General features: G+C 67.3%; 23 protein-coding genes. 14 read left to right on the forward strand and 9 right to left on the reverse strand.

Annotation, left to right across the window (positions count from 1 at the left end):
- Positions 1–24: 24 nt before the first annotated feature.
- The gene (locus tag R9B84_RS31355; protein ID WP_423761332.1) at positions 25–1,143 is read right to left on the reverse strand and encodes a porin; all 1,119 of its coding nucleotides are present in this window, start codon (positions 1,141–1,143) and stop codon (positions 25–27) included.
- A 410-nt stretch (positions 1,144–1,553) separates the two neighbouring features.
- Here R9B84_RS31355 and R9B84_RS31360 point away from each other — a divergent pair, with 410 nt between their 5' ends.
- Together R9B84_RS31360 and R9B84_RS31365 are read left to right on the forward strand one after the other, a co-directional pair.
- A complete protein-coding gene (locus tag R9B84_RS31360) occupies positions 1,554–2,951 on the forward strand; it encodes a spinster family MFS transporter (protein ID WP_423761333.1) in 1,398 nt (465 codons plus the stop codon).
- Between the two features lie 177 nt (positions 2,952–3,128).
- Complete coding sequence (locus R9B84_RS31365; protein WP_423761334.1) at positions 3,129–4,121, forward strand: PDR/VanB family oxidoreductase; 993 nt, start codon at positions 3,129–3,131, stop codon at positions 4,119–4,121.
- A 255-nt stretch (positions 4,122–4,376) separates the two neighbouring features.
- Here R9B84_RS31365 and R9B84_RS31370 read toward each other — a convergent pair whose 3' ends face one another.
- The 3 genes from R9B84_RS31370 to R9B84_RS31380 all read right to left on the reverse strand — a co-directional run bounded on the left by R9B84_RS31370 (position 4,377) and on the right by R9B84_RS31380 (position 6,329).
- Positions 4,377–4,814 carry a DUF4279 domain-containing protein gene (locus tag R9B84_RS31370; RefSeq protein ID WP_423763520.1) on the reverse strand — a complete coding sequence of 146 codons (438 nt, stop codon included), beginning with the start codon at positions 4,812–4,814 and terminating at the stop codon, positions 4,377–4,379.
- A complete protein-coding gene (locus R9B84_RS31375) occupies positions 4,804–5,133 on the reverse strand; it encodes a hypothetical protein (RefSeq protein WP_423761335.1) in 330 nt (109 codons plus the stop codon). Before R9B84_RS31375 ends, R9B84_RS31370 begins: the two co-directional genes overlap by 11 nt.
- Before the next feature lie 275 nt (positions 5,134–5,408).
- Positions 5,409–6,329, reverse strand: coding sequence for a LysR family transcriptional regulator (locus R9B84_RS31380; protein ID WP_423761336.1), 921 nt, complete (start codon positions 6,327–6,329; stop codon positions 5,409–5,411).
- A 138-nt stretch (positions 6,330–6,467) separates the two neighbouring features.
- Here R9B84_RS31380 and R9B84_RS31385 point away from each other — a divergent pair, with 138 nt between their 5' ends.
- The 3 genes from R9B84_RS31385 to R9B84_RS31395 all read left to right on the forward strand — a co-directional run bounded on the left by R9B84_RS31385 (position 6,468) and on the right by R9B84_RS31395 (position 8,703).
- A complete protein-coding gene (locus tag R9B84_RS31385; protein ID WP_423761337.1) occupies positions 6,468–7,751 on the forward strand; it encodes an aromatic ring-hydroxylating oxygenase subunit alpha in 1,284 nt (427 codons plus the stop codon).
- Positions 7,748–8,251: an aromatic-ring-hydroxylating dioxygenase subunit beta gene (locus R9B84_RS31390; RefSeq protein WP_423761338.1), complete on the forward strand. Its 504-nt coding sequence runs from the start codon at positions 7,748–7,750 to the stop codon at positions 8,249–8,251. The genes R9B84_RS31385 and R9B84_RS31390 overlap by 4 nt, the downstream gene beginning before the upstream one ends.
- Before the next feature lie 65 nt (positions 8,252–8,316).
- Positions 8,317–8,703, forward strand: coding sequence for a tautomerase family protein (locus tag R9B84_RS31395; RefSeq protein WP_423761339.1), 387 nt, complete (start codon positions 8,317–8,319; stop codon positions 8,701–8,703).
- Between the two features lie 89 nt (positions 8,704–8,792).
- On the opposite strand, the gene R9B84_RS31400 is transcribed toward R9B84_RS31395, so the two are convergent.
- Positions 8,793–10,346: an ATP-binding protein gene (locus tag R9B84_RS31400; RefSeq protein WP_423761340.1), complete on the reverse strand. Its 1,554-nt coding sequence runs from the start codon at positions 10,344–10,346 to the stop codon at positions 8,793–8,795.
- Positions 10,347–10,518: 172 nt separating this feature from the next.
- On the opposite strand from R9B84_RS31400, the gene R9B84_RS31405 reads away from it, so the two are divergent.
- The 5 genes from R9B84_RS31405 (at position 10,519) to R9B84_RS31425 (ending at position 14,685) form a co-directional block, all read left to right on the forward strand.
- Positions 10,519–11,712, forward strand: a complete 1,194-nt coding sequence (locus R9B84_RS31405) for an acyl-CoA dehydrogenase family protein (RefSeq protein ID WP_423761341.1) — start codon at positions 10,519–10,521, stop codon at positions 11,710–11,712.
- 107 nt (positions 11,713–11,819) lie between these two features.
- A complete protein-coding gene (locus tag R9B84_RS31410) occupies positions 11,820–12,197 on the forward strand; it encodes a hypothetical protein (RefSeq protein WP_011660268.1) in 378 nt (125 codons plus the stop codon).
- 8 nt (positions 12,198–12,205) lie between these two features.
- Positions 12,206–12,727 (forward strand): nuclear transport factor 2 family protein, encoded by a 522-nt coding sequence (locus tag R9B84_RS31415; RefSeq protein WP_423761342.1) that lies wholly within the window; start codon positions 12,206–12,208, stop codon positions 12,725–12,727.
- A gap of 30 nt (positions 12,728–12,757) precedes the next feature.
- Positions 12,758–13,882 (forward strand): amidase, encoded by a 1,125-nt coding sequence (locus tag R9B84_RS31420; RefSeq protein ID WP_423761343.1) that lies wholly within the window; start codon positions 12,758–12,760, stop codon positions 13,880–13,882.
- Between the two features lie 59 nt (positions 13,883–13,941).
- The gene (locus R9B84_RS31425) at positions 13,942–14,685 is read left to right on the forward strand and encodes an SDR family NAD(P)-dependent oxidoreductase (RefSeq protein ID WP_423761344.1); all 744 of its coding nucleotides are present in this window, start codon (positions 13,942–13,944) and stop codon (positions 14,683–14,685) included.
- A 90-nt stretch (positions 14,686–14,775) separates the two neighbouring features.
- Here the strand turns inward: R9B84_RS31425 and R9B84_RS31430 are convergent, their stop codons facing one another.
- Complete coding sequence (locus R9B84_RS31430) at positions 14,776–15,408, reverse strand: response regulator transcription factor (RefSeq protein WP_044845365.1); 633 nt, start codon at positions 15,406–15,408, stop codon at positions 14,776–14,778.
- A 351-nt stretch (positions 15,409–15,759) separates the two neighbouring features.
- Here R9B84_RS31430 and hpaC point away from each other — a divergent pair, with 351 nt between their 5' ends.
- Positions 15,760–16,323: a 4-hydroxyphenylacetate 3-monooxygenase, reductase component gene (gene hpaC, locus R9B84_RS31435; RefSeq protein ID WP_423761345.1), complete on the forward strand. Its 564-nt coding sequence runs from the start codon at positions 15,760–15,762 to the stop codon at positions 16,321–16,323.
- Positions 16,324–16,334: 11 nt separating this feature from the next.
- Here the strand turns inward: hpaC and R9B84_RS31440 are convergent, their stop codons facing one another.
- Both R9B84_RS31440 and R9B84_RS31445 read right to left on the reverse strand, forming a co-directional pair.
- Positions 16,335–17,585 (reverse strand): YbfB/YjiJ family MFS transporter, encoded by a 1,251-nt coding sequence (locus R9B84_RS31440; RefSeq protein ID WP_423761346.1) that lies wholly within the window; start codon positions 17,583–17,585, stop codon positions 16,335–16,337.
- A 275-nt stretch (positions 17,586–17,860) separates the two neighbouring features.
- Positions 17,861–18,406 carry an RBBP9/YdeN family alpha/beta hydrolase gene (locus R9B84_RS31445; protein WP_423761347.1) on the reverse strand — a complete coding sequence of 182 codons (546 nt, stop codon included), beginning with the start codon at positions 18,404–18,406 and terminating at the stop codon, positions 17,861–17,863.
- 117 nt (positions 18,407–18,523) lie between these two features.
- Between R9B84_RS31445 and R9B84_RS31450 the strand changes: the two genes are divergently transcribed.
- The 3 genes from R9B84_RS31450 (at position 18,524) to R9B84_RS31460 (ending at position 20,519) form a co-directional block, all read left to right on the forward strand.
- Positions 18,524–18,979, forward strand: a complete 456-nt coding sequence (locus R9B84_RS31450) for an Lrp/AsnC family transcriptional regulator (RefSeq protein WP_423761348.1) — start codon at positions 18,524–18,526, stop codon at positions 18,977–18,979.
- A gap of 404 nt (positions 18,980–19,383) precedes the next feature.
- Complete coding sequence (locus tag R9B84_RS31455; protein WP_006766865.1) at positions 19,384–19,506, forward strand: hypothetical protein; 123 nt, start codon at positions 19,384–19,386, stop codon at positions 19,504–19,506.
- 59 nt (positions 19,507–19,565) lie between these two features.
- Positions 19,566–20,519 (forward strand): leucyl aminopeptidase, encoded by a 954-nt coding sequence (locus R9B84_RS31460; protein ID WP_423761349.1) that lies wholly within the window; start codon positions 19,566–19,568, stop codon positions 20,517–20,519.
- Between the two features lie 16 nt (positions 20,520–20,535).
- On the opposite strand, the gene R9B84_RS31465 is transcribed toward R9B84_RS31460, so the two are convergent.
- Positions 20,536–21,045: a GNAT family N-acetyltransferase gene (locus tag R9B84_RS31465; RefSeq protein ID WP_423761350.1), complete on the reverse strand. Its 510-nt coding sequence runs from the start codon at positions 21,043–21,045 to the stop codon at positions 20,536–20,538.
- Positions 21,046–21,123 lie beyond the last annotated feature (78 nt).

The following is a 21,123-nucleotide window of genomic DNA, read 5'->3' on the forward strand; positions in this document are numbered from 1 at the left end:
GGCCGGCCGGCGTGGCCGCGACGATCAGAACGACGTGAGGATGCCCGCGACGATCGAACTGGCGGTCGCGCCCGGCTTCGCGACCGCGACGCCGCCGCCGGCCGCGCCGTTGACGACGAAGCGCGCGTGCGCACCGTTGCGCACCATCGCGGCGCCCGTGTACAGCACCGTGCGCTTCGACAGCGGATAGTCGAAGCGGATGCCGTACGAATCGGCATTGCCTTCGCTGTCCGCGACCTTGCGGTAATGGCCGACGCTCAGCAGCAGCGACGCGCGCCCGATCGGCACCGTCGCGCTCAGTTCCACGATGTCGCTGTGCGGATACGCGCTCTGGCTGTCGATCGCGGCCGCGACGTCGGGCCCGCCGCGATGGCGCACGTACAGCGCAGCGACCTTCACGACGTTGAAGTCGTACGAAATCGCGCCGACCGTGTAGTTGCCGTTTGCGGCCGGGCTCGTATCGCCGAGCGTCGACGCGGCAACCGGGCTGAACTTCTGCTGCATGGTGTCGACGTCGACCGACAACCCTCCGTGCACGTAGTTGACGCCCGCGCCGTACGTATCGCCCAGCGTCGCCGGCTGCCCGGCCGCGCCGTTCGTGCCGCGCGCGGCCATCGCGCGCAGCAAGAAGCCCGCATAGCGCGGCGACGTGTAGCGCATCGAGTTGCGCACGCGCAGGAACGCGGGCCCGACGAAGTTGTTCGTCGCGTTGCCCCATGCGAGCCCCGCGCCGAGGCCGGGCAGGCTGTACGTGACGAGCGTCGTGTGCACGATCGTGTAGAGCTCGCCGAACTGCACGCCGCCGAACGGCCCCGTGATGCCGACCCACGCTTCGCGGCCAAACAGCGCGCTGCTGTTCGACAACGCGCCGCTCGCTGCGTTGAAGCCGTCCTCGAGCTTGAAGATCGTCGCATAACCGCCGCCGAGATCCTCGACGCCCTTCAGCCCCCACTGCGTCGCGAACAGGTTGCCGCTGCCCATGCGCGTCACGTGGTTCGGCCCGGCGTTTGCGTATTCGATCGCGGTGTCGATGCGGCCGTAGAGCGTCACGCTCGATTGCGCGAACGCAGGCAGCGCGATGCACGCGAGCAGCGTGGCAAGCGGTACGGCAAGCCGGTCGGCCCGCCCGTTCGGATGGTTCATCTTTGTCGTCCCGTAGAAATGCCGGCGCCTGTCGGCATCGCGCCGCATGGTGTGAAGCGCGTTCGCCGCAAGCGGCCAACGCAGCCAATGAAAAACGGGCCGAGTCTAGGAACGACAATTTCGGACGTCGACGCAATGCGATCTATATCGCTTATAGATGCGCCGCATGATGCGCGCGCGCCCCGCCGTACGTGCGCTGCGCGGCGGCCCGCGCGCACGGCACTGGTGTTTTCTTTATCCGGGTCGGTAAATGCCCGTGTGGCGCGGCTGTCACTCCGGCTATGGCGGCCGAATTTGGCCGACTACGCTGCGTCTCCGATCGTGTCACCCGCACGCTTTCGCGCCGCGACGGCGCCCGGCCCGCAAGGCCGCTGCCGCGCTTTTCCACCGCCCGCTCCTGGAGAATCCGCATGTCCGCATTCACGGCCCGCGCTGCCGACGGCAAGCGCTATACGTACGAATGGTATGTCGTCGTCATCTGCATGCTCGCGTACATCTTTTCGTTCGTCGACCGCCAGGTCCTCGTGCTGATGATCGAACCGATCAAGCGCGACCTGCACCTGTCCGATACGCAGTTCAGCCTGCTGAACGGCTTCGCGTTCTCGCTGTTCTATGCGGTGATGGGGCTGCCCGTCGCGTATCTCGCCGACCGCTACGCGCGCCCGCGGATCATCTCGATCGGCATCGCGCTGTGGAGTATCGCGACCGCCGCGTGCGGGCTCAGCCAGCATTTCGTGCAGATGTTCGTCGCGCGCATGGGTGTCGGCGTCGGCGAGGCCGCGCTGTCGCCCGGCGCATATTCGATGCTCGCCGACTACTTCCCGAAGGAAAAGCTCGGGCGCGCGATCGCCGTGTATTCGCTCGGCTCGTTCATCGGCGGCGGCGTCGCGTTCCTGATCGGCGGCTACGTGATCGCGCTGCTCAAGCATGCGAGCGCGTTCACGCTGCCGGTCGTCGGGCAGGTGCATGCGTGGCAGGTCACGTTCCTGATCGTCGGGCTGCCGGGGCTGTTCGTCGCGCTGCTGTTCGCCGCGACCGTGCGCGACCCGCAGCGCAAGGGGCTCGCGCAGGATCGCTCGGGCGCCGTGCGGCGCGTGTCGATGCGCGATTCGCTGCGCTTCGTCGGCACGCACCGCGCGACCTTCGCGTGCCACTACCTCGGCTTCTCGTTCTACGCGATGACGCTGTACTGCCTGCTGAGCTGGACGCCCGCGTTCTATATCCGCCGCTTCGGGATGACCGCCGTCGAAGCCGGCTACACGCTCGGCATCGTGCTGCTGGTCGCGAACACGGCCGGCGTGTTCTGCGGCGGCTGGCTCAACGACTGGCTGCTGCGCCGCGGCCGCGCCGATGCGCCGATGCGCGCCGGCGCGATCGGCGCCGCTTGCATGGTGATCCCCGCGACGCTGTTCACGCAGCTCGACCACCTGCCGTCGTCGCTCGCGATGCTCGTCGTCGCGATGTTCTTCGCGTCGTTCCCGATGCCGACGTCGACCGCCGCGATGCAGACGCTCGCGCCGAACCAGATGCGCGCGCAGATCTCCGCGCTGTTCCTGCTCGTGTCGAACCTGATCGCGCTTGGGATCGGCACGACCGTCGTCGCGCTGTTCACCGATCGCGTGTTCGGCGTGCCGGCCGCGGTCGGCCATTCGATGTCGATCGTCAACGTCGCGGCGGCCACGCTCGCCGCGCTGCTGCTCGCCGCTGGGTGCCGGCACTATCGCCGCAGCCTCGATCGCGAACGCGGTCATGCGTCGGTGGAAGCGCCGCGGGCGGCCGATGCAGGCGACGCGATCGCTGCGCGCTGATCGCTGATCGCTAACCGCTGATCACTGATCGCAACCGGCGACCGGCGATTATCCATCCCACTGATTCAGGCATCGCTTTTTAATCGATTTGATTTATGCGATGCCCATCCCTATTCTCGATCGCATGACGGCGCGGTGTCTGCCGCGCCGCCTTCCACTTACCCCACGGAATTTTTCATGCAAGCGAACCGCCACCAGGTCCGGATCGACGCGCTGATCGACGCGGCGCAGGACATCCGCTGTTTCCGGGTTTCGCGCGTCGACGGCCAGCCGTTCGACGCGTACGAACCGGGCGCCCATATCGACGTCACCGCGCCGTCCGGCATCACGCGGCAGTACTCACTGTGCGGCAACCCCGACGAGCGCGGCAGCTACCTGTTCGCGGTCAAGAAGGAAGCGCAGTCGCGCGGCGGCTCGCGTTCGCTGCACGACGACGTGACAGTCGGCGCCGAATTGTCGATCGGCGCGCCGCGCAACCTGTTTCATCTGACGGATGACGCGAGCGAGCACGTGCTGATCGCGGCCGGCATCGGCATCACGCCGCTGCTGTCGATGGCGTATGCGCTGGACAAGCGCGGCGCGCGCTACCGGTTGCATTACTTCGCACGCAGCCGCGAGCTTGCGGCATTCGTCGACGAACTGTCGGCCGAACCGTTCGCGTCGCACGTGACGTTCCACTATGGTGTCGAGCCCGCTGCGCTCGCGATGGAACTCGGCCGCTGTGTTGAATCGATCGATACGCATGCGCATGTCTATACGTGCGGCCCGGGGCCGTTCATGGATGCGGTCGTCGCGGCTGCTGCGACGCGCATTCCCGAGGATTCGATTCATCTCGAACGCTTCGCGGCAGAACCGGCCACCGCCGATGCGCATGCAGATGCCAACGCGAGCACCGGCCCGGCCGACGGCTTCGAAGTGCGGCTGCAGCGCAGCGGGCAATCGGTGCGCGTCACACCGGACACGTCGATCGTCGACGCGCTCGCGCGCATCGGCATCGAGGTCGACACGTCATGCGGCGAAGGTGTGTGCGGCACCTGCATGGTGCCCGTCATCGACGGCGAGCCCGATCATCGCGACCACTGCCTCAGCAAGGCCGAACGCGCGAGCAACACGGTGATCTGCTGCTGCGTGTCGCGCGCGCGCTCGGCGGTGCTGGTTCTCGATCTCTGACGCGCCCTACAATGACTTACGGCCAATATGGCTGTCTGATACGCGCAATGTACGTACAGCCATACGGAAATTGTCCGTGAGTCTCTCAAGCCGGCCCGGCCGCACCAAGCCCTTCCCTCGTTTCACATCGGTCTTCTCGACCGGTCAAGCCGTTCGCGCGCGGCATCTCCCGACGCATTGCGCCGATGAGCCCAGCACGCGGCACCCTTCGTTCAAGCGCCGCGCGTCTCGGTTTGTTCACTCCGTCTGGCGCGGCTATCGATACTCATCGATTTCAACTACACCACCGATCGATTCGATGAGCTTGCGGGTGTCCGCTGACACATAGGGAACACGATCACCCGTCTCGTTGTCCCAGTAGCAGAAGAATCGCATACGCGCGCCAGCCTTTTCGATGCGCTCCCGGAGACCATCGCGTGGCAACGAAAGGCGATCGATCAGGTAACGCAGGTGCGGCTCCAAGCGATCACTATCCACTACAGCCTTGCTTTCCAACGCCCAAAGATTGAGCTTGCCCGGCCGCGTGCTGAGGCGTCCGGATGGCAGCACATAGGGCTTCCCTCGCGTAATCGTGCGAGTCGGGAATACGCCAAAGAATGCAGTCCACGTATCCGGGTGCGTGTCCTCCGACGAGATGATGAACGTCGCGTGTGCAAGCGTGTTCTCGGGAGGCGTAGGTGAGTCAGCGTGCATAGTCATGGATGTTGTCAATAATTACGCCTTTGAACTCGACATCTCCGCTGTCATGGAAGATGACATTGTCGGCAGGCCCTAAGCCGTTTGCCGGCTTCAGGATATGCAGCATTTGCCCGAACGTCTTACGGTCGTACCCAAGCATCTTTGCCGCAAAGTTCGGGTTGTTGGTCGCGGCGGCGAGCGATTCAATGCTATCGCTGATCTCGCCTCCGATGTAATCGAACGGCTGCGCGTCGCCAAGCAACGTGGATGCACCGCCCGCAAACCCTGCTGCGCCGCCTGAGCCCGTACCTGCAATGCCTTCCAGATAGCTCATCAGCCCGCCTGCCGATACGTCGCTAGGCGCGGCCCAACTCGGCATAGGCTTGTCGACTGGTAGCGCGGCCATTCCAGGCACGCTGGCGAACCTGCTGGCTTTTGGGAAAGGTGGTGTTGTGGGTGAGCCTCCGGCAGAGCCGCCACCGCCTCCCACCGGCCGAACTATGGACACCGACACGCGCCCATCTTCTATGGCGGACCTAAGCGCGGCAACCGGATCGATGTTATGAAACCCTAGACCCAACTCTCTGACGCGCTCGCGCGCCCCGACCATCACGCGTCGTCGAAACGCTCGACGATCTCGGCCAGCAGCGCGCGCATCCACGCGTTGCCCTCGTCTTCATGGAAGTGCTCGTGCCAGTGCATCGTCACCGGCGCGGGCGGCAGCGTCACCGGCAGCGCGTAAAGCCGGAACGCGTTGTTGCGGTTCAGGATCTGCGCGAGCCGCTTCGGCAGCGTCGCGTACAGATCCGTGACCGACAGCACGCTCGGCAGTGCGACGAAGTGCGGCACTTCGAGCGCGATGTTGCGGCCCACGCCCTGCGCGCGCAATGCGTCGTCGAGCGCGTGGTGGCTGTGCTCGACCGATTTCACGTTGACGTGCGCGGCGCGCACGAACTGGTCGAGATTCAGCGCCGCGCCGGCCGGCAACCCGCGCCGGCGGCCCGTCATGCACACGTAGGTTTCCTCGAACAGCACCTGGTGGCGCGTGCGCGGCATCAGTTCCGGCAGGTTGCCGATCGCGAAATCCAGCCGGCTCGCGCGCAGCGCTTCCTCGATCTCCTCCACCGGCATCGGCTGCACGCTCAGCGTCGCGCGCGGCGCGCGCTCGCGCAGCGCCTGGCAGATCGCCGGCAGGTACGCCATCTCGCCGGCGTCCGACAGCGACAGCCGGAACGTGCGCGTGCTGGTGGCCGGATCGAAGCGCTCCGCGTAGCGCAACGCCACGCGCACCATGTCGAGCGCCTTGCCGACGATGGCCGCGAGTTCGAGCGCGACCGGCGTCGGCTGCATGCCCGAGCGCGTGCGCACGAACAGCGGATCGTCGAACAGCGTGCGCAGCCTGCCGAGCGAATAGCTGACGGCCGGCTGCGACAGCGCGAGCCGCTCGCCGGCCTTCGTCAGGCTGCGTTCCTCGACGATCGCCTGGAACACGCGCAACAGGTTCAGATCGAGATGATCGACCGACGTCATCGTAGCCTCCATCATTTGCCGTATTTATTGACTCGCCAATTTTAGATCAATTTGACGGATATGTAGCGGAAGACGAGACTGATCTCTCGATACCGCGCCCCGCGCGGCCCGATTTCGCGACTCTTCCCCACGACAACGATGAGCGACATTCCCTACCAGACGATCGACACCCGCGCGTTGCACGGTCTCGCGCAGCCCGACCGCATCGCGCCCGCGATGTATCACGATCCGGCGCTGTTCGAAGCCGAGCTCGACCGCATCTTCTACCGCACCTGGATCTGGGTCGCGCACGAGAGCGAGCTGCCGCAGCCCGGCGACTTCATCACGACGACGATCGGCCGCCAGCCGGTGATCGTCGTGCGCGACAGGACCGGCGACATCAACGTGCTGCAGAACCGCTGCCGCCATCGCGGCGCGACCGTGTGCGAATCGCACAAGGGCAACGCGAAGGGCTTCACGTGTCCGTATCACAGCTGGTCGTACGCACTCGACGGCACGCTGCGCGCGCTGCCGTACGGCGACGGTTACGAAGGCGTGTGCGAGAAAGGCGACCTGCCGCTCGTGAAGCTGCGCGTCGGCGTGTACCAGGGGCTGATCTTCGCGAGCTTCAACGACGACATCGAACCGCTCGACGATTTCCTCGGCGGCGCGAAGCCATGGATCGACCTGTTCATGAAGCAGGGCGCCGGCTACCCGATCAAGGCAAACGGCGAACACAAGTTCAAGTTCAAGGGCAACTGGAAGATCCAGCTCGAGAACACGACCGACCTCTATCACTTCCCGGTCGTGCACAAGTCGTGGATGAAGTCGATCGACGACGAGACGGCCGCCGCGATCACGAGCTTCATGACGAGCGAGGACGCGTTCTGCCGCGGACTCGGCAACGGCCACAGCCTCGCGGTGCTGATGCCCGAGCTGATCGATCTCGACGAGGACGACGGCGCGCCACTGCCCGAGCGCTTCGCACCGCTCGCCGCGAAGCTCGCCGAGCGCCACGCGCCGGACGAAGTGCGCCGCATCGTGCGCTCGCTGATGGGCGTCGGCTTCAACCTGAACCTGTTCCCGAACCTCGCGCTGTCGATGGCGTTCTTCCGCGTGCTGCGGCCGATCTCCGCGAACGAAACCGAGATCCGCCACGTCGCGCTCGCGATGGACGGCGGCCCCGACGAAGCGAACCGAGAACGGCTGCGCATCCACGAGCACTTCCAGGGCCCGTTCGGCTTCGGCAGCCCCGACGACGCGGAAGCATGGGAGCGCGTACAGCGCGGCGCGCACGCGGGCCCCGACGTGCCGATCCTCGTGAATCGCGGGCTGAACCGCGAGACGACCGCCGCGAACGGCGAAAAGACCGCGCATGCGACCGACGAGACCGGCATGCGCGAGGCCTACCAGCAATGGCGCAAGATGATGGAGCAGCAATGATGGACGACCGCAACGCCCTTTTTTCGCAGCAGACCTTCGCCCGCGCGGTCGAATTCGTGTGGCGCGAAGCCGAGATGCTCGACCGCCGCGACTATCGCGCGTGGCTCGACCTGTGGGATCCGGCCGGCCACTACGTCGTGCCGATCGATCCCGACGCGATCGATTTCGCGGCGACGCTGAACTACGTGTTCGACGACCAGGACATGCGCGAGAAGCGCGTGCAGCGGATGGTGTCCGGTTACTCGGCGTCGGCGACCGATGCGGCGCGCACGGTGCGCACCGTTTCGCGCTTCACGTTGGAAAGCGGCAGCGCCGACACCGTCGAGCTGAAATCCGCGCAGGTCGTCGTCGCGTACAAGCGCGGCGTCGCGACGCTGTTCGCGGCCGATGTCACGCACAAGCTGCACGTCGACGCCGAAGGCGAGATGCGGATCGCGGAAAAAGTCGTGCGCCTGATCGACTCGACCGAAGCGCTCAGCGCGATCGGCTTCCTGCTGTAAGCCGTGGCCGGTTCGCCGCTGCCCGTGCAACGGTGAACCGGCAACCTTCACCTTTCCGGACGACCATGCCCACACTCGAAGTTTTCCTGCCGGCCGGCCACGACGACGCCCGCAAGTCCGAACTGATCGCGCGGCTGACCGACGCGACCGTCGACGCGATCGGCGCGCCGATCGAATCCGTGCGCGTGCTGCTCACCGAATTGCCCGCGACGCACATCGGCCTCGGTGGCCGCAGTGCCGCGGACGGCGCGCCGCCGTCGCTGCCCGTGATCGTCGCGATCCTGATCGCCGGACGCACTGATGAACAAAAACGCGCGCTGATCGCCGCGTTGTCCGATGCCGGCGCGAATGTGCTCGACGCGTCGCTGCAGGCGACGCGCGTGATCATCAAGGACATTCCGAACACCGACTTCGGCATCGGCGGCCAGACCGCGCGGGCGCTGGGGCGCTGACGATGGGTCGGGCGTCGGTACGTTGGGCGTCAATACGTCGGGCCTCGCCACGCCGCGCGTCGTCGCCCTGCCATAACGCGTCGCAGCCGCTACGCGTGCTCACCGGCGAGCGGCAGCGTCACGCGGCAGTCGAGCCCGCCGCCATCGGCCGGGCTTGCACCGATCCGGCCACCGTGGCGCGTGACGATGCTCTTGCACAGCGACAGCCCGATCCCGTTGCCGCCTGCTTTCGACGACGAGAAGCCGTCGAACAGCCGGTCGTGCGCGCCTTCCGCGATGCCCGGGCCGTTGTCGATCGCGCGCAGCTCGGCGTACCCGGCCACGTTCGCGGTGCCGAGCGTCAGCGTGCGCGGCACGCGCTCGCAGCCGGCGAACGCTTCGATCGCGTTGAACGCGAGATTGAGAATCACCTGCCCGATCAACACGCGTTCGCAGCGGATCGGCAGCGGCGCGTCGGCCTGCACGATCGCGACCGTCACGCCGGCCTCCTTCGCGCGCAACTCGATGAAATACGCGACATCGGCGAGGATGTCGCGCAGGTCCGCAACCGCGACGACCGTCTCGCGCTTCACGATGAATTCGCGCACGCTCTTGATGATCAGCGCCGCATGTTCGGCCTGCCGATCCGCGCTACGCAGCCCCCAGATCGCGTCGTCGACGGCGCCGCTGCCGTTCAGCCGTCGCACCGCGCCCTCGATGAAGTTGCGCACGGCCGCGAGCGGCTGGCTCAGTTCGTGCGCGATCACCGTCGCCATCTCGCCCATCGCGTTGTAGCGGCCCGCGTATTCGAGCATCCGCGCCTCGGCGCGCCGCGCGTCCTCGATCGCGACTTCGTCGCTGACATCGCGGAATTGCACGAGCAGCCCGTCGAGATCGCCTTCGATCTCGACCTGCCGGCACGTGATGCGCAGCCAGCACGTCGAGCCGTCGCGCCGCACGATCCGGTAGCGCTGCGGCTCCGACGGACACGTCGACGGCGCATCGCGCAACTGTGCGACGAGCCGGTCGCGATCGGCCTCGGTGCAGTAGTCGAGCACCTCGCCGAGCGCTTCGTCGGGCGCGAGCCCGAGCACGCGACGCCCCGATTCGCTGATGAACTGCGCGCCGCCGTGCGGCGACACGACCGCGACGCCTTCGTCGAGATCCTGCATGAACTCGCGCAGCCGCGCCTCGTAGCGGCGCAGCTGCTGGCGGATCGCTTCTTCTGCGCTGATGTCGCGGAACTGCACCATCACGACATCGCGCCCGCGCAGCGGCACGTAGGTGGCGATCGCCTCCGACAGCATGTCGACGCCCGTGCGCGACCGGTAGCACCACTCGTACACCTGCGGCCCGTCGACGATCGCGCGGTCCATCGCGTTCACGCCGATCTCGCGCCGGTACTTCGGCTCGGGACGCGTCATGTCCGGCGCCTTCAACGGCAGCAGCTCCTCGACGGAAAAACCGAGCGCGATGCACGCGGCGCGATTCGCCCACACGATCGCCTTGGTCTGCGCGTCGTGCAGCAGCACGCAGGTCGTCAGCGCGTCGAGCAGCCGGTGGAAATCGTCTTCGTCGGGAAAACTCATGATCGGATTCGGATGAAGGCGCGCGGCATCGCGCGGCCGGAAACCCAACATAGCACCGGCGCGCGCCGATCGCATCTGAAGATTTCTTTAGTCCGGCACGGAACGTCACCAGTCGCACGGCCCAACGCACCAATTGCTGCGTGTTTTCGGCGTTTCTAGACTGGCTGCATCGTCGTGCTGCATCGCTTTGACGCACACAGCACGCATGCCGCCCCGCAATCGAACCCTATCCGCCCAGGAGACAGCCATGCCCCAAGCCGCCCTCGCCATCGAACCCGCGCCGACCTCTCCGCCCGTGGCGGGCGACCCGGCCGGGCGGCTGTCGCCGTTCGATGCCGTGATCGAGACCGTCGCCGCGCGACGCGAAGAATTCGATCGCCTGTCGCACGTGCCGCGCGACGTGATCGCGCTGTTCAAGCAGGCCGGCATCTATCGCGCGGGCACGCCGCGTCGCTTCGGCGGCGATGCGCTCGCGCCGACCGCGTTCCTCGACATGATCGAACGGATCGCGACCGCCGACGGTTCGGCCGCGTGGGTCGCGAGCTTCGGTTCCGCGAACGTCTATCTCGGCGCGCTGCCGCTCGAAACGCAGGCCGAGCTGTACGCAAGCGGCCCCGACCAGGTGTTCGCGGGCGGTCTGTTCCCGGTGCAGCCGGCGCAGCCCGCGCCGGGCGGCTGGCGCGTGAACGGCACGTGGAAATTCGCGAGCGGCTGCAAGGGCGCGGACTGGCTCGGCGTCGGCATCGCCGTGCCGGGCGCGCAGGACGCCGCACCGAACAAACCGCGCACGGCCGTGTTCCGCGCCGCCGACGTCGAGATCGTCGAGAACTGGAGCGTGGTCGGCATGCAGGGCACCGGCAGCCACGACCTGCGCATCGACGACCGCTTCGTGCCCGAAGCGTGGACCTTCGTGCGCGGCGGCGAGCCGACCGTCGACGAGCCGCTGTACCGCTATCCGACCGTCGCGTATGCAGCGCAGGTGCTGGCCGTCGTCAATCTCGGCCTCGCGCGCGCGGCGCTCGACGTCGTGAACCGGATGTCGGGCGGACGCCAGACGACGACCGGCGCGCCGCGCCTCGCCGATCGCGCGTATTTCCGCATCGAGCTCGCGAAAGCCGAGGCGCAACTGCGCTCGACACGCGCGTTCTTCTACGACGCGACCGACACGGTCTGGCAATCGATCCTCGCGGGCAACCCGGTGACGCCCGACCAGGTCAGCCTGCTGCGGCTCGCGGCCACGCAGATCGCGCGCGAAGGCGCGAGCGTCGTCGAACGCGCGTACCGCCTCGGCGGCACGGCGGCGATCTACCGGTCGCATCCGTTGCAGCGGCTGCTGCGCGACGCGATGGTCGTCACGCAGCACGCGTTTCTCGCCGAAGGCAACTTCGACGGCGCCGGCGCGGTGTTTACCGGCGTCACGCCGTTTCCCGGCTATCTGTAACGTGCGTCGACTGAAGCTGGGTTTTTTAAAGTGCATGAAGTCGACGATGCCGAAGCGCTCTCGCCGGCCGGCTCATGCACGCAACCGATTCCTCTGGAGAACCTGACATGTCCGATTCGAATCCGCTGCCGCTGCGCGTGCTGTTCTGCTGCGGCGTGTCGCAAAACTTCTTCGACCTGCCGCGCGAGAAGATCGGCGAAGTGTGGCAGGCGTACGGCGCGATGCTCGCGGCCGTCGAAGCGATGCCGGGCGTGCGCGTGCTCGGCGTGATGGACGACGATCGTCTCGTGGTCGGCCAGGCCGACGGCGCGCCGTGGACGTTCTACATCATGGCCGATGTGGCCGATTTCGACACGACGGTCGCCGTGTGCAACCTGTATCGCACGACGCCCGTCGGCGAATACAACCTGTGGCGCTACGGCAAGATCGAGGCGCGGGTCGGCCGCGCGCTGACCGTGCCGCCGGCCGCGCGGCCCGCGTCGTGAGGCAAGCGATGACCGCCCCGTCACCCGGCCTGATCGATGCGCTCGCGCAGCGTGTCGCGGCGCTCGACACCGAGCGCGCGGTGCGCGCGACGATCACGCGCTACATGGCGCTGTGCGACGTACCGGAAGATGCCGGCGACGGCCCTCCGCTCGCCGGCCTGTTCACGGCCGACGCCGTGTGGGAAGGCATCGGCCCGCAGTATGCGCGCAAGTTCGGCCGCCTCGAAGGCACGGCCGCGATCGTCGCGATGCTGAACCGCTATCTGCCGCCCGATCCGCACTTCTCGGCGAACCTGCACTTCCTGACGTCGGAATCGATCGAGGTCGGCGCCGGCAACGCGAGCGCGCGCGGCCGCTGGATCATGCTGCAGGCGTCGCGCTACGCAGACGGCACGGCCGAGCTGATCGCCGCTCGGCTGACCGTCGATTTCGCGCCGGCCGCCGACAGCTCGGCCTGGCTGATCCGCCATTTCCGCACCGAGCGCGTGCTCGACGGCCCGTGGCCGCTCGCCGCCGCGCCACGGTCCTGACGCTCGCACCGCTTCTTCACGACACCGACCATGACAGGCTTCATCGACATCTTCACGCTCGGCGGCCCGGGCCCGACGATCGCGATCAAGGACACGATCGACATCGCCGGCCATCCGACCCGCGCGGCAAGCCGCGCGCTCGCCGATGCGCCGCCCGCCGCGGAACATGCGGACGTGGTCCGCCTGCTGCTCGACGCGGGCTGGCAGATCGCCGGCAAGGCGAACATGCACGAACTCGCGTTCGGCATGACCGGCATCAACGACTACACGGGCACGCCCGTCAATCCGCAGGACGCATCGCGCATTCCGGGCGGCTCGTCGAGCGGCTCCGCATCGCTCGTCGGGCTCGGCGCGGTCGATGCGGCGCTCGGCACCGACACGGGCGGCTCGATTCGCGGGCCGGCCGCGTGCTGCGGCGTGGTCGGGCTAAAGCCGACGTTCGGCCGCGTGTCGCGGCGCGGTGTGGCACCCGTCGACACCACGCTCGATTGCGTCGGCCCGTTCGCACGCGATATCCGCACGCTGGCCGCCGTGATGGCCGCAATCGCGCCGGGCTTCGATCGTGCGCGTGCGGCAACCGCTGCGGCGCACTGCACGGTTGCGCACGTCATCGTCGATGCCGATCCGGCGATCGCGGCCGCGCTCGATGCGGCGGTACGCGCGTCGGACCTGCGCTCGCACGCGATCGTGCTCGACGAGATGCCGGCCGCGTTCGCCGCGGGGCTCGCCGTGATCAACGCGGAAACGTCGCACGCATTCGGCCATCTGGTCGCGACGGCCCGGCTCGGCGCCGATCTCGATGCGCGGCTGCGCACGGCCGCGACGATGACGCCTGCGGCACTCGCCGAAGCCGAAGCAGTGCGCGCACGCTTCACCGCACAGGTCGATGCCGCGCTCGAACACGCCGACGTGCTGGTCCTGCCGACGCTGCCCGCGCTGCCGATCACGCTGCAGCAGGCGCGCGACGGCGTATCGGTCATCGCGATGTCGTCGCTGATCCGGCCGTTCAACCTGAGCGGCCATCCGGCGCTGAGCATGCCGCTGCCGCTGGCCGGTTCGCCGCTGAAGGCCAGCTTGCAGATCGTCGGGCGCAAGGGCGCGGACGAACTGGTATGCGCGATCGCCGCACATTTCGAAGCGGCGCTCGCCGCATGAATCACGATGCGGGCGCAGCGACAACAAGCGTGCACTCGCGAACCAGGGAATCACGCACCATGTCAGACCGAGTCGTCCTCGTCACCGGCGCCGCGCGCGGGCTTGGCGCCGTCATCGCCGAGCGCTTCCATGCGGCCGGCTACCGCGTCGCACTGGCCGATATCGCCGCCGATGCGATTCATGCGCATGCACGCGCACTTGATCCGAGCGGCGAACGCGCGATCGCGCTGCCGCTCGACGTCACGTCGAAGCGCGATTTCGAAGCCGCGCGCGATGTGCTCATCGCACGTTGGGGCGCGATCGACGTGCTCGTCAACAACGCGGGCGCATCGAAGGTCGTGCCGGCAATGGAGATCACGGCCGAGCAGTTCGACCAGGTGATCGACGTGAACCTGCGCAGCGTGCTGTTCGGCTGCCAGGTGTTCGGCCAGTACTTCGCGACGCGCGGCGCAGGCCGCATCGTCAACATCGCATCGCTCGCCGGGCAGAACGGCGGCTCGGCGACGGGCGCGCACTACGCGGCCGCGAAAGGCGGCACGCTGACGCTGACCAAGGTATTCGCGCGCGATCTCGCTTCGCAGGGCGTGACCGTCAACGCGATCTCGCCGGGCCCGCTCGATTTGCCGATCGTGTATGAAAGCGTCGCGCCGGAAAAACTGCGTCAGGTGCTCGCGAATCTGCCGGGCGGCAAGCTCGGGTCGGCCGGCTTCGTTGCGGACGCAGCCGTGCTGCTCGCGTCGGGCGACGCGCATTTCGCGAACGGCGCGTGCTGGGATATCAACGGCGGGTTGTACATGCGCTGAGCGCGGTACGCGTCGATTGCGCGGTGCCGGCCGGTGCCGCGCGCGGGGCACGTTCGGGTGCGGCTGCGTCCGCATGCATACCGACCGTTGTCAGCGCGACGACTCCCCGTCGTCGCCCCACACGACCATCACGTCGCGCACGAGCGCGGCGATCGACGTCGCACCGAGCTTCTCCTTGATACTCGCCCGATGCACGTCGACGGTCTTCACGCTGATCGACAGATCCGACGCGATCTGCTTGCTGCCCTTGCCGTCGACCACGCCGCGCAGCACTTCCTTCTCGCGCGCGGTCAGCGCATCGAGCCGCTGGCGCAACTCGCGGTGGCGCTGGCCGACCGCATGCCGCTGCTGCGCGAGCCGCAGCGCGCGCTGCACGCGTTCGAGCATCTGCTGCGAGTTGTACGGCTTCTCGACGAAGTCGATCGCGCCGTTCTGCAGCGCACGCACCGACATCGGAATGTCACCGTGCCCGCTGACGAAGATCACCGGCAGCGTCGCGCCGCGCGCATTCAGTTCCGCCTGCACGTCGAAGCCGCTTTTCTCCGGCATCCGCACGTCGAGCACCAGGCACGCGGGCAGGTTCACGTCGAAGCGCGCGAGAAAGTCGGCGGCGTTCGCGAACCCTTCGGACGCGATGCCGACCGATTCGAGCAACCACGCGAGCGACGTGCGCATGCCGCTGTCGTCGTCGACGATGTATACGATCGGTGCGGGTGACGTCATCGCGGGTGTCTCGCTCAATATCGGTATGGGTATCGCACGCGCCGCGCAGGGGGCCGGTTGCCGGCTCGTCGCGAGCGTCGTTCGCTGGGGGTGTGCGGCACATCATAACGAGCCGAAAACCCGCTGAACACCCTTTTACGTGCCCCGCGAACGCGCAATCGCGCTTTTTTCGCGCAGCGCGCCGCGCATCTAGGTAGAACCTTTAGACGCGTTGGCGAGAACGCCATCTCCACCGTCAATCGTGCGAATGGTCGGCCGCATTTTCGCGACGTACGCTTGGGTCATCGTCGGCGATCGACCGCTGCACCGGCAACGCGCACGATCGCCGCATTCGTCGACCCAGGAGCGTCCATGTCAGCCACATCCTCCACGATCTCCCCGCCCGCCAGCGCGCGACCTGCACGCGTCGAACCGACCGACACGCAGAAGGCCTTCCGTCAGGCGATGGCCCACCTCGGCGCCGCCGTCAACGTGATCACCACTGCCGGGCCGCACGGCCGCTGCGGGATCACCGCGAGCGCCGTGTGCTCCGTCACCGACGCGCCGCCGACGCTGCTCGTGTGCCTGAACCGGTCGAGCGCGATGCACGCGACCTTCGAGCGCAACCGCCATGTCTGCATCAACGTGCTGCCGGCCGAGCACGAACTGCTCGCGCGGCATTTCGCGGGGCTCACCGATCTGCCGATGGAGGGGCGCTTCGAGCTGCCCGTGTGGGATCGCGGCGAGCAGGACGTGCCCGTGCTGCGCGACGCGCTCGCGAGCCTGCAGGGCACGATCGCCGACATGAAGGAAGTCGGCTCGCATTCGGTGATGTTCATCGAGGCGACGTCGATCCGCGTGCGCGACGACGGCGACAGCCTCATCTACTTCAGCCGCGCGTTCCATCGCGTGTCGCGCACGGCGTGCGTGCGGTGATCTTCGCGTGACTACGCGGACGCCCGCAACGCGCGCTGCCCGGCCGCGAGCGCGGCGCCCGCGAACAGCGTCAGTGCCGAATACACGAGCCCGCGCGCGAGCCCGGCGCTGTCCGACACCCAGCCGATCGCGACCGGCCCGGCAATCTGACCGAACGCGAACACCGTCGTGAACGCGCTGATTCCTTTCGCCCAGCCGTCGGGCGGCAGGTTGTGCCGCACGAACGCGGTCGTCGATGCAACGGCCGACAGGAACGTCGCGCCGAACAGCACGCCCGATGCGAACGCGGCGGCCGGATGCACGAACATCGCGGGCATCAGCGTCGCGACGCCGAGCAGCGTGTTGAGCACGGCCAGCGCCTGGCCGCCGCGCATCCGGTCGAGCAACCGCGACCACAATCGCGCCGACACGACGGTCGCGACGCCGAGCATCACGTAGAACGCGGCGACCACCGTGCCGCTCATCCCCGCGCCGCGCAGCAGCGCGACGATGAACGTCATGTACCCGATATAGCCGACGCCGAACAGGCCGTAGCCGGCCAGCGCGAGCGCGAAGCGAGCGGGGCTCGCGGTGACTGCCGGCACCGCGCCGTCGCGCGGTGCAACCTGTACCGCATGCGCGCGCTCGATCCGACGCGCGGCCGACACGGCCACCGCCGAGAACAGCACGCACGCGAACGCGAGCGCAAACCATGCGGGCTGCCAGCCGTGCGTGCCATGCGTGAGCGTCGCCGGTACGAGCAGCGACGACGCGACGATGCCCCACCCCGTGCCGCCGTAATAGAGACCGAGCAGCAGCCCCGCATCGCGCGGCGACGCCGACGCGAGCCGCGCGGCCAGCACGCCGCCGCTGATGAAGATCAACGCGCTGCCGACGCCGGTCGCGAGCCGCTGCACGAGCAGCGCGTGCATGTCCGACGTGAATCCGCACGCGGCCATCAGCAACGCGGTCAACGCGCAGCCGGCCGCGAGCAGCGTGCCCGCGCGCCAGCGCCGCGACAACAACGGAAACGCGAGCGCGCCGATCAGGTAGCCCGCCGCATTTGCCGTATTCAGCGCACCGGCCTGCGCGAACGTCCAGCCGAGATCGGCCTTCATCGGCGGCAGCAGCAGCGCATACGAAAAGCGCGCGAGGCCGAGCGCGATCGCGCTTCCGAGCGACAGGCAGATCGCGCGCCGCCACGCGGCCATGCGGTCGGGTTCGGTTGCGCCGGCGTCCGGCCGCGACGGGCCGGCACGCTCCGGTTGCAGCGCTGTGGGCATCAGGTTGTCTCCGTTGTCGTTCGAGGCCACGGCGCGCGCATCCGCAACGCCGACGTGAGTCGCGAACGTCAGTCGCTGCTTCGTCGACGCGCAATCCGCCGCCGGGCATGCGTCAATCCCGATTGCCGAAACGGGCGGCGCCGTCGAGCGATCATACTTGACCGCTCGTCCCGACGGCATGCGCCGGCGCCGGAATCCGGCGACGATCGCGACGCGCTTCCGGTTCTTCCATGCGGCAACGACACGCTCGGGAGCACACCGGCCACTTGCGTGCACTATCCGCCCAATCCGGCAGTAAAGGCCGCGAGCAACGCACCGCCTTCGCGCCATTCCCCCAACCCCGCGGCCGCGTTCATATGACCACGCGCGCCGAGCAGAAGCGGCGTCGCGCCGTACGCGCTCGCCCATGCAATCCCTCTCCCCGACGGGTCGTACGGGTCATCCGAACTGGCGATCGCCAGAACCGGCAAGCCGTTGAAATCACCGGTCGGCAAATTCGCGAACGCCTTTGCAGCGACGGGAAAATGCGGGCCGCCCGGATCGGGCACCGCGACGAGAAACGCACCGCGCAAGCTGCGCGTCGAAGCGGCATGCCAATGCGCGAACAACAAGCAACCGAGGGAGTGACAAATCACCAGTGGCGGCGCCGCGGCTTTCGCGACGGCCTCGTCCAGCGCCGCAATCCAGTCGGTCAGGTCGGGCGCGTCCCATGAAGCCGGCGTCATGCGCGTGACACCGGGAAGCGTCGCCTCCCAATGACTCTGCCAATGATCCGCTCCCGAGTTGCCGATGCCCGGCACGATGACGATCGTTTGTTCCATCCCCGCCTCCATGAATACAGGAGTTGGCAGTCTGACCTGCCGGCAACGCGCGCGGAATGGCAAGTCATCGGTTATTGAGACAAAATGCCGATGAATCAACGGTACCGGAGGACCGTCATGCCGGAAGAAGCACTGGATCGCCTGGATCTTGCGATCCTCGAAGCGCTGCAGGAAAACGCGCGGACGCCGCTGTCGGAAGTGGGCCGGCGTATCGGGCTGTCGCAGCCCGCCACCTCGGAGCGGGTCAAGCGGCTGGAAGAACGCGGCATCATCGCCGGCTATGGCGCACGGATCGATCCGGCGGCGCTGGGGTTGGGCATGATGGCCATCATCCGGCTGAAAACGACGCACGAACACATCAAACCCGCCCTGCGCGCGTTTGCCGAAATGCCGCACGTCATCGAAGTCCACCGCTTGACCGGAGAGGATTGTTTTCTGCTGAAGGTGCTGGTGCCGACACCGGGCCAGCTGGAGACCCTCGTCGACGCGATTGCCCGTTTCGGCGCGGTCACGACTTCGCTGGTGCTGCGATCCGAACCGGCCAAAACGATCGGCAAGGCGCTGCTCGGATAACGCGCGCATGCACACCGACTGCGTGCCGCCACCGATTGGCGGAGTCGAACGCCTGACGATCACGCATGCGGTTTCCGTGAATTACGTCAATCACAATAATCCGGGCAATTGATTTGCCGAATAAAAAATCGTCGATCGTATTTCATCGATCAGGATTCCATTCCACCGGAAAATAGCGTCGAATCCATCATGCGTTTTATCCGGCTTTTTCGATGCATGAATCGCAAATACTCGTTGTTTAGCACGCTCCGGCTAAAATTCGTGCAACGCATTGCATTCGCAAAATCGTCAGACTAATATCGACGCCACTCGTCCGGCATTCACGAAATGCTGAACGAGTGGCGGCAATGTTTTATGCCGCGCTTTCATGTTGAATCACTCATGTTCACCACAGGAGAATTGACATGCAGGACACCCAGCAGATCGAATTGCTTGACTGGATGCAGGAAGACACGCACCCCGAGGCCGTCGACATGATGGTCGAGGACGCCGTGGTGCCGTTCGGCACCGCGCTCTGGCCGGTCTGAGCGGGCCACCCGTTCTCGCGGAAGGGCCGCGGGCCCTTCCGCCGCTTCCGGAGACACGCATGCTGAACCTGCACCGCGCACTCGGCTTTCACCCCGCACTGCGCGACAAGCTTGCGCGCGGCGAGTCGGGAAAACTGCTGGTCGGCCATGACACCCGCAACCGCGACGTCGCGTTGCGCGCGTTTGCCGCCCTGCCCGATTCGCTCGACGCGACCACCCTCTGCCTCGAAACCACCCCGCCCGCCGACATCGCCGCCGCGCTCGATCGCGCCGACCTGTTCGTGCTGCTGTACGACTCGTCGTGCCTGCCGACGCCGTCGCCGAGCGGGCCGCCGTTCCTCGCCGCGATCCGCCCAGCGATCGTCGAGCACTGGAGCAAGTCGGTTTTATTCAAGGATTACGGCCCGCATCTCGACGAGGCGTTCGCCGAATCGCTCGACGACATCGCCGCACGCAACGGCCGGCTGATCGACGCGGCCGCACGTTCGTCGCAGATCCGCTTCATCGACGAAGCCGGCAACACGCTGACAGGCTCGCTCGCGCCGGACCAGAAATGGACGAGCGTCGATGGCATGGGCAATCTCGACGTCGTGCCCGGCGAGATCGCGACACACGTCACCGACCTGAACGGCTCGGTCGTGTTCAGCGGCACGTTTCTCGGCACCGTGCCGTTCGCGATCAAGTACAAGGTGGCCGAGCGGCTCGCGACGCTGCGGGTCGAGAACAGCACGATCGTCGATTTCGACAGCGACGACGCGGGCTTCCGGCGCGATTTCGCAACCTATCTCGACCGGCACGCGAATCACCGGCGGATCGAGGAATTCGGCATCGGCACGAACCTCGGGATCCGCGGGTTGTACGGCCGCAACGCGGGATTCGAGGAGCGCCATCCGGGCCTGCATCTCGGGCTCGGCGGCGGCGAAAACGGCAGCCATCATCTCGACCTGATCTTCGCGCGCGGCGCGCTCGCGCTCGACGAGCGGATCGTGTTCGACGGCGCGTTCGCCATCTGACGAAGCGGCGGCGTACTCAGGCTTCGGCGGCCGCCGCGTCGCCGAGCCACTTGAACATCACGAAGCAATCGACGAACCCGAGCCGAGCGTGACGGTACGCGCGCGGCAGGCGGCCGACGATCTCGAACCCCAGCTTCTGCCACAGCGCGACCGCGACCTCGTTCGTCGCGACCACCGAGTTGAACTGCATCGCGAGGAAACCGCGCTCGCGCGCGACCTGCTGCGAGTGCTCGCACATCAGGCGCGCGACGCCGCGGCCACGCGCGGCGTCGCTCACCATGTAGCCGCAGTTGCACACGTGATTGCCGGGGCCGGCCGCGTTCGCCTTCAGGTAGTACGAGCCGAGCACCACGCCGTCCTCTTCGGCGATCCACGTGCAGAGCGGCGCACCGAGCCACAGTGCGCGGGCCGCTTCGGGCGTCGGCGCGGGATCGAATGCATAGGTTTCCTGAGCAGCGACGATGGCGCGGTAGGTCGGCCAGAAGCGCGGAAAATCGTCGTCGGTCATCGGGCGAAGCGTGATCATGCGGGGTTCTCTCGTGAAGGGGATGTCGGCGGGAATGCAATCGATCGTACCGCGATTCATCGACGGCTGCCGTCCCGC

This window comes from Burkholderia sp. NLJ2 (genome assembly GCF_049487195.1).
Classification (GTDB): Bacteria; Pseudomonadota; Gammaproteobacteria; order Burkholderiales; family Burkholderiaceae; genus Burkholderia; species Burkholderia pyrrocinia.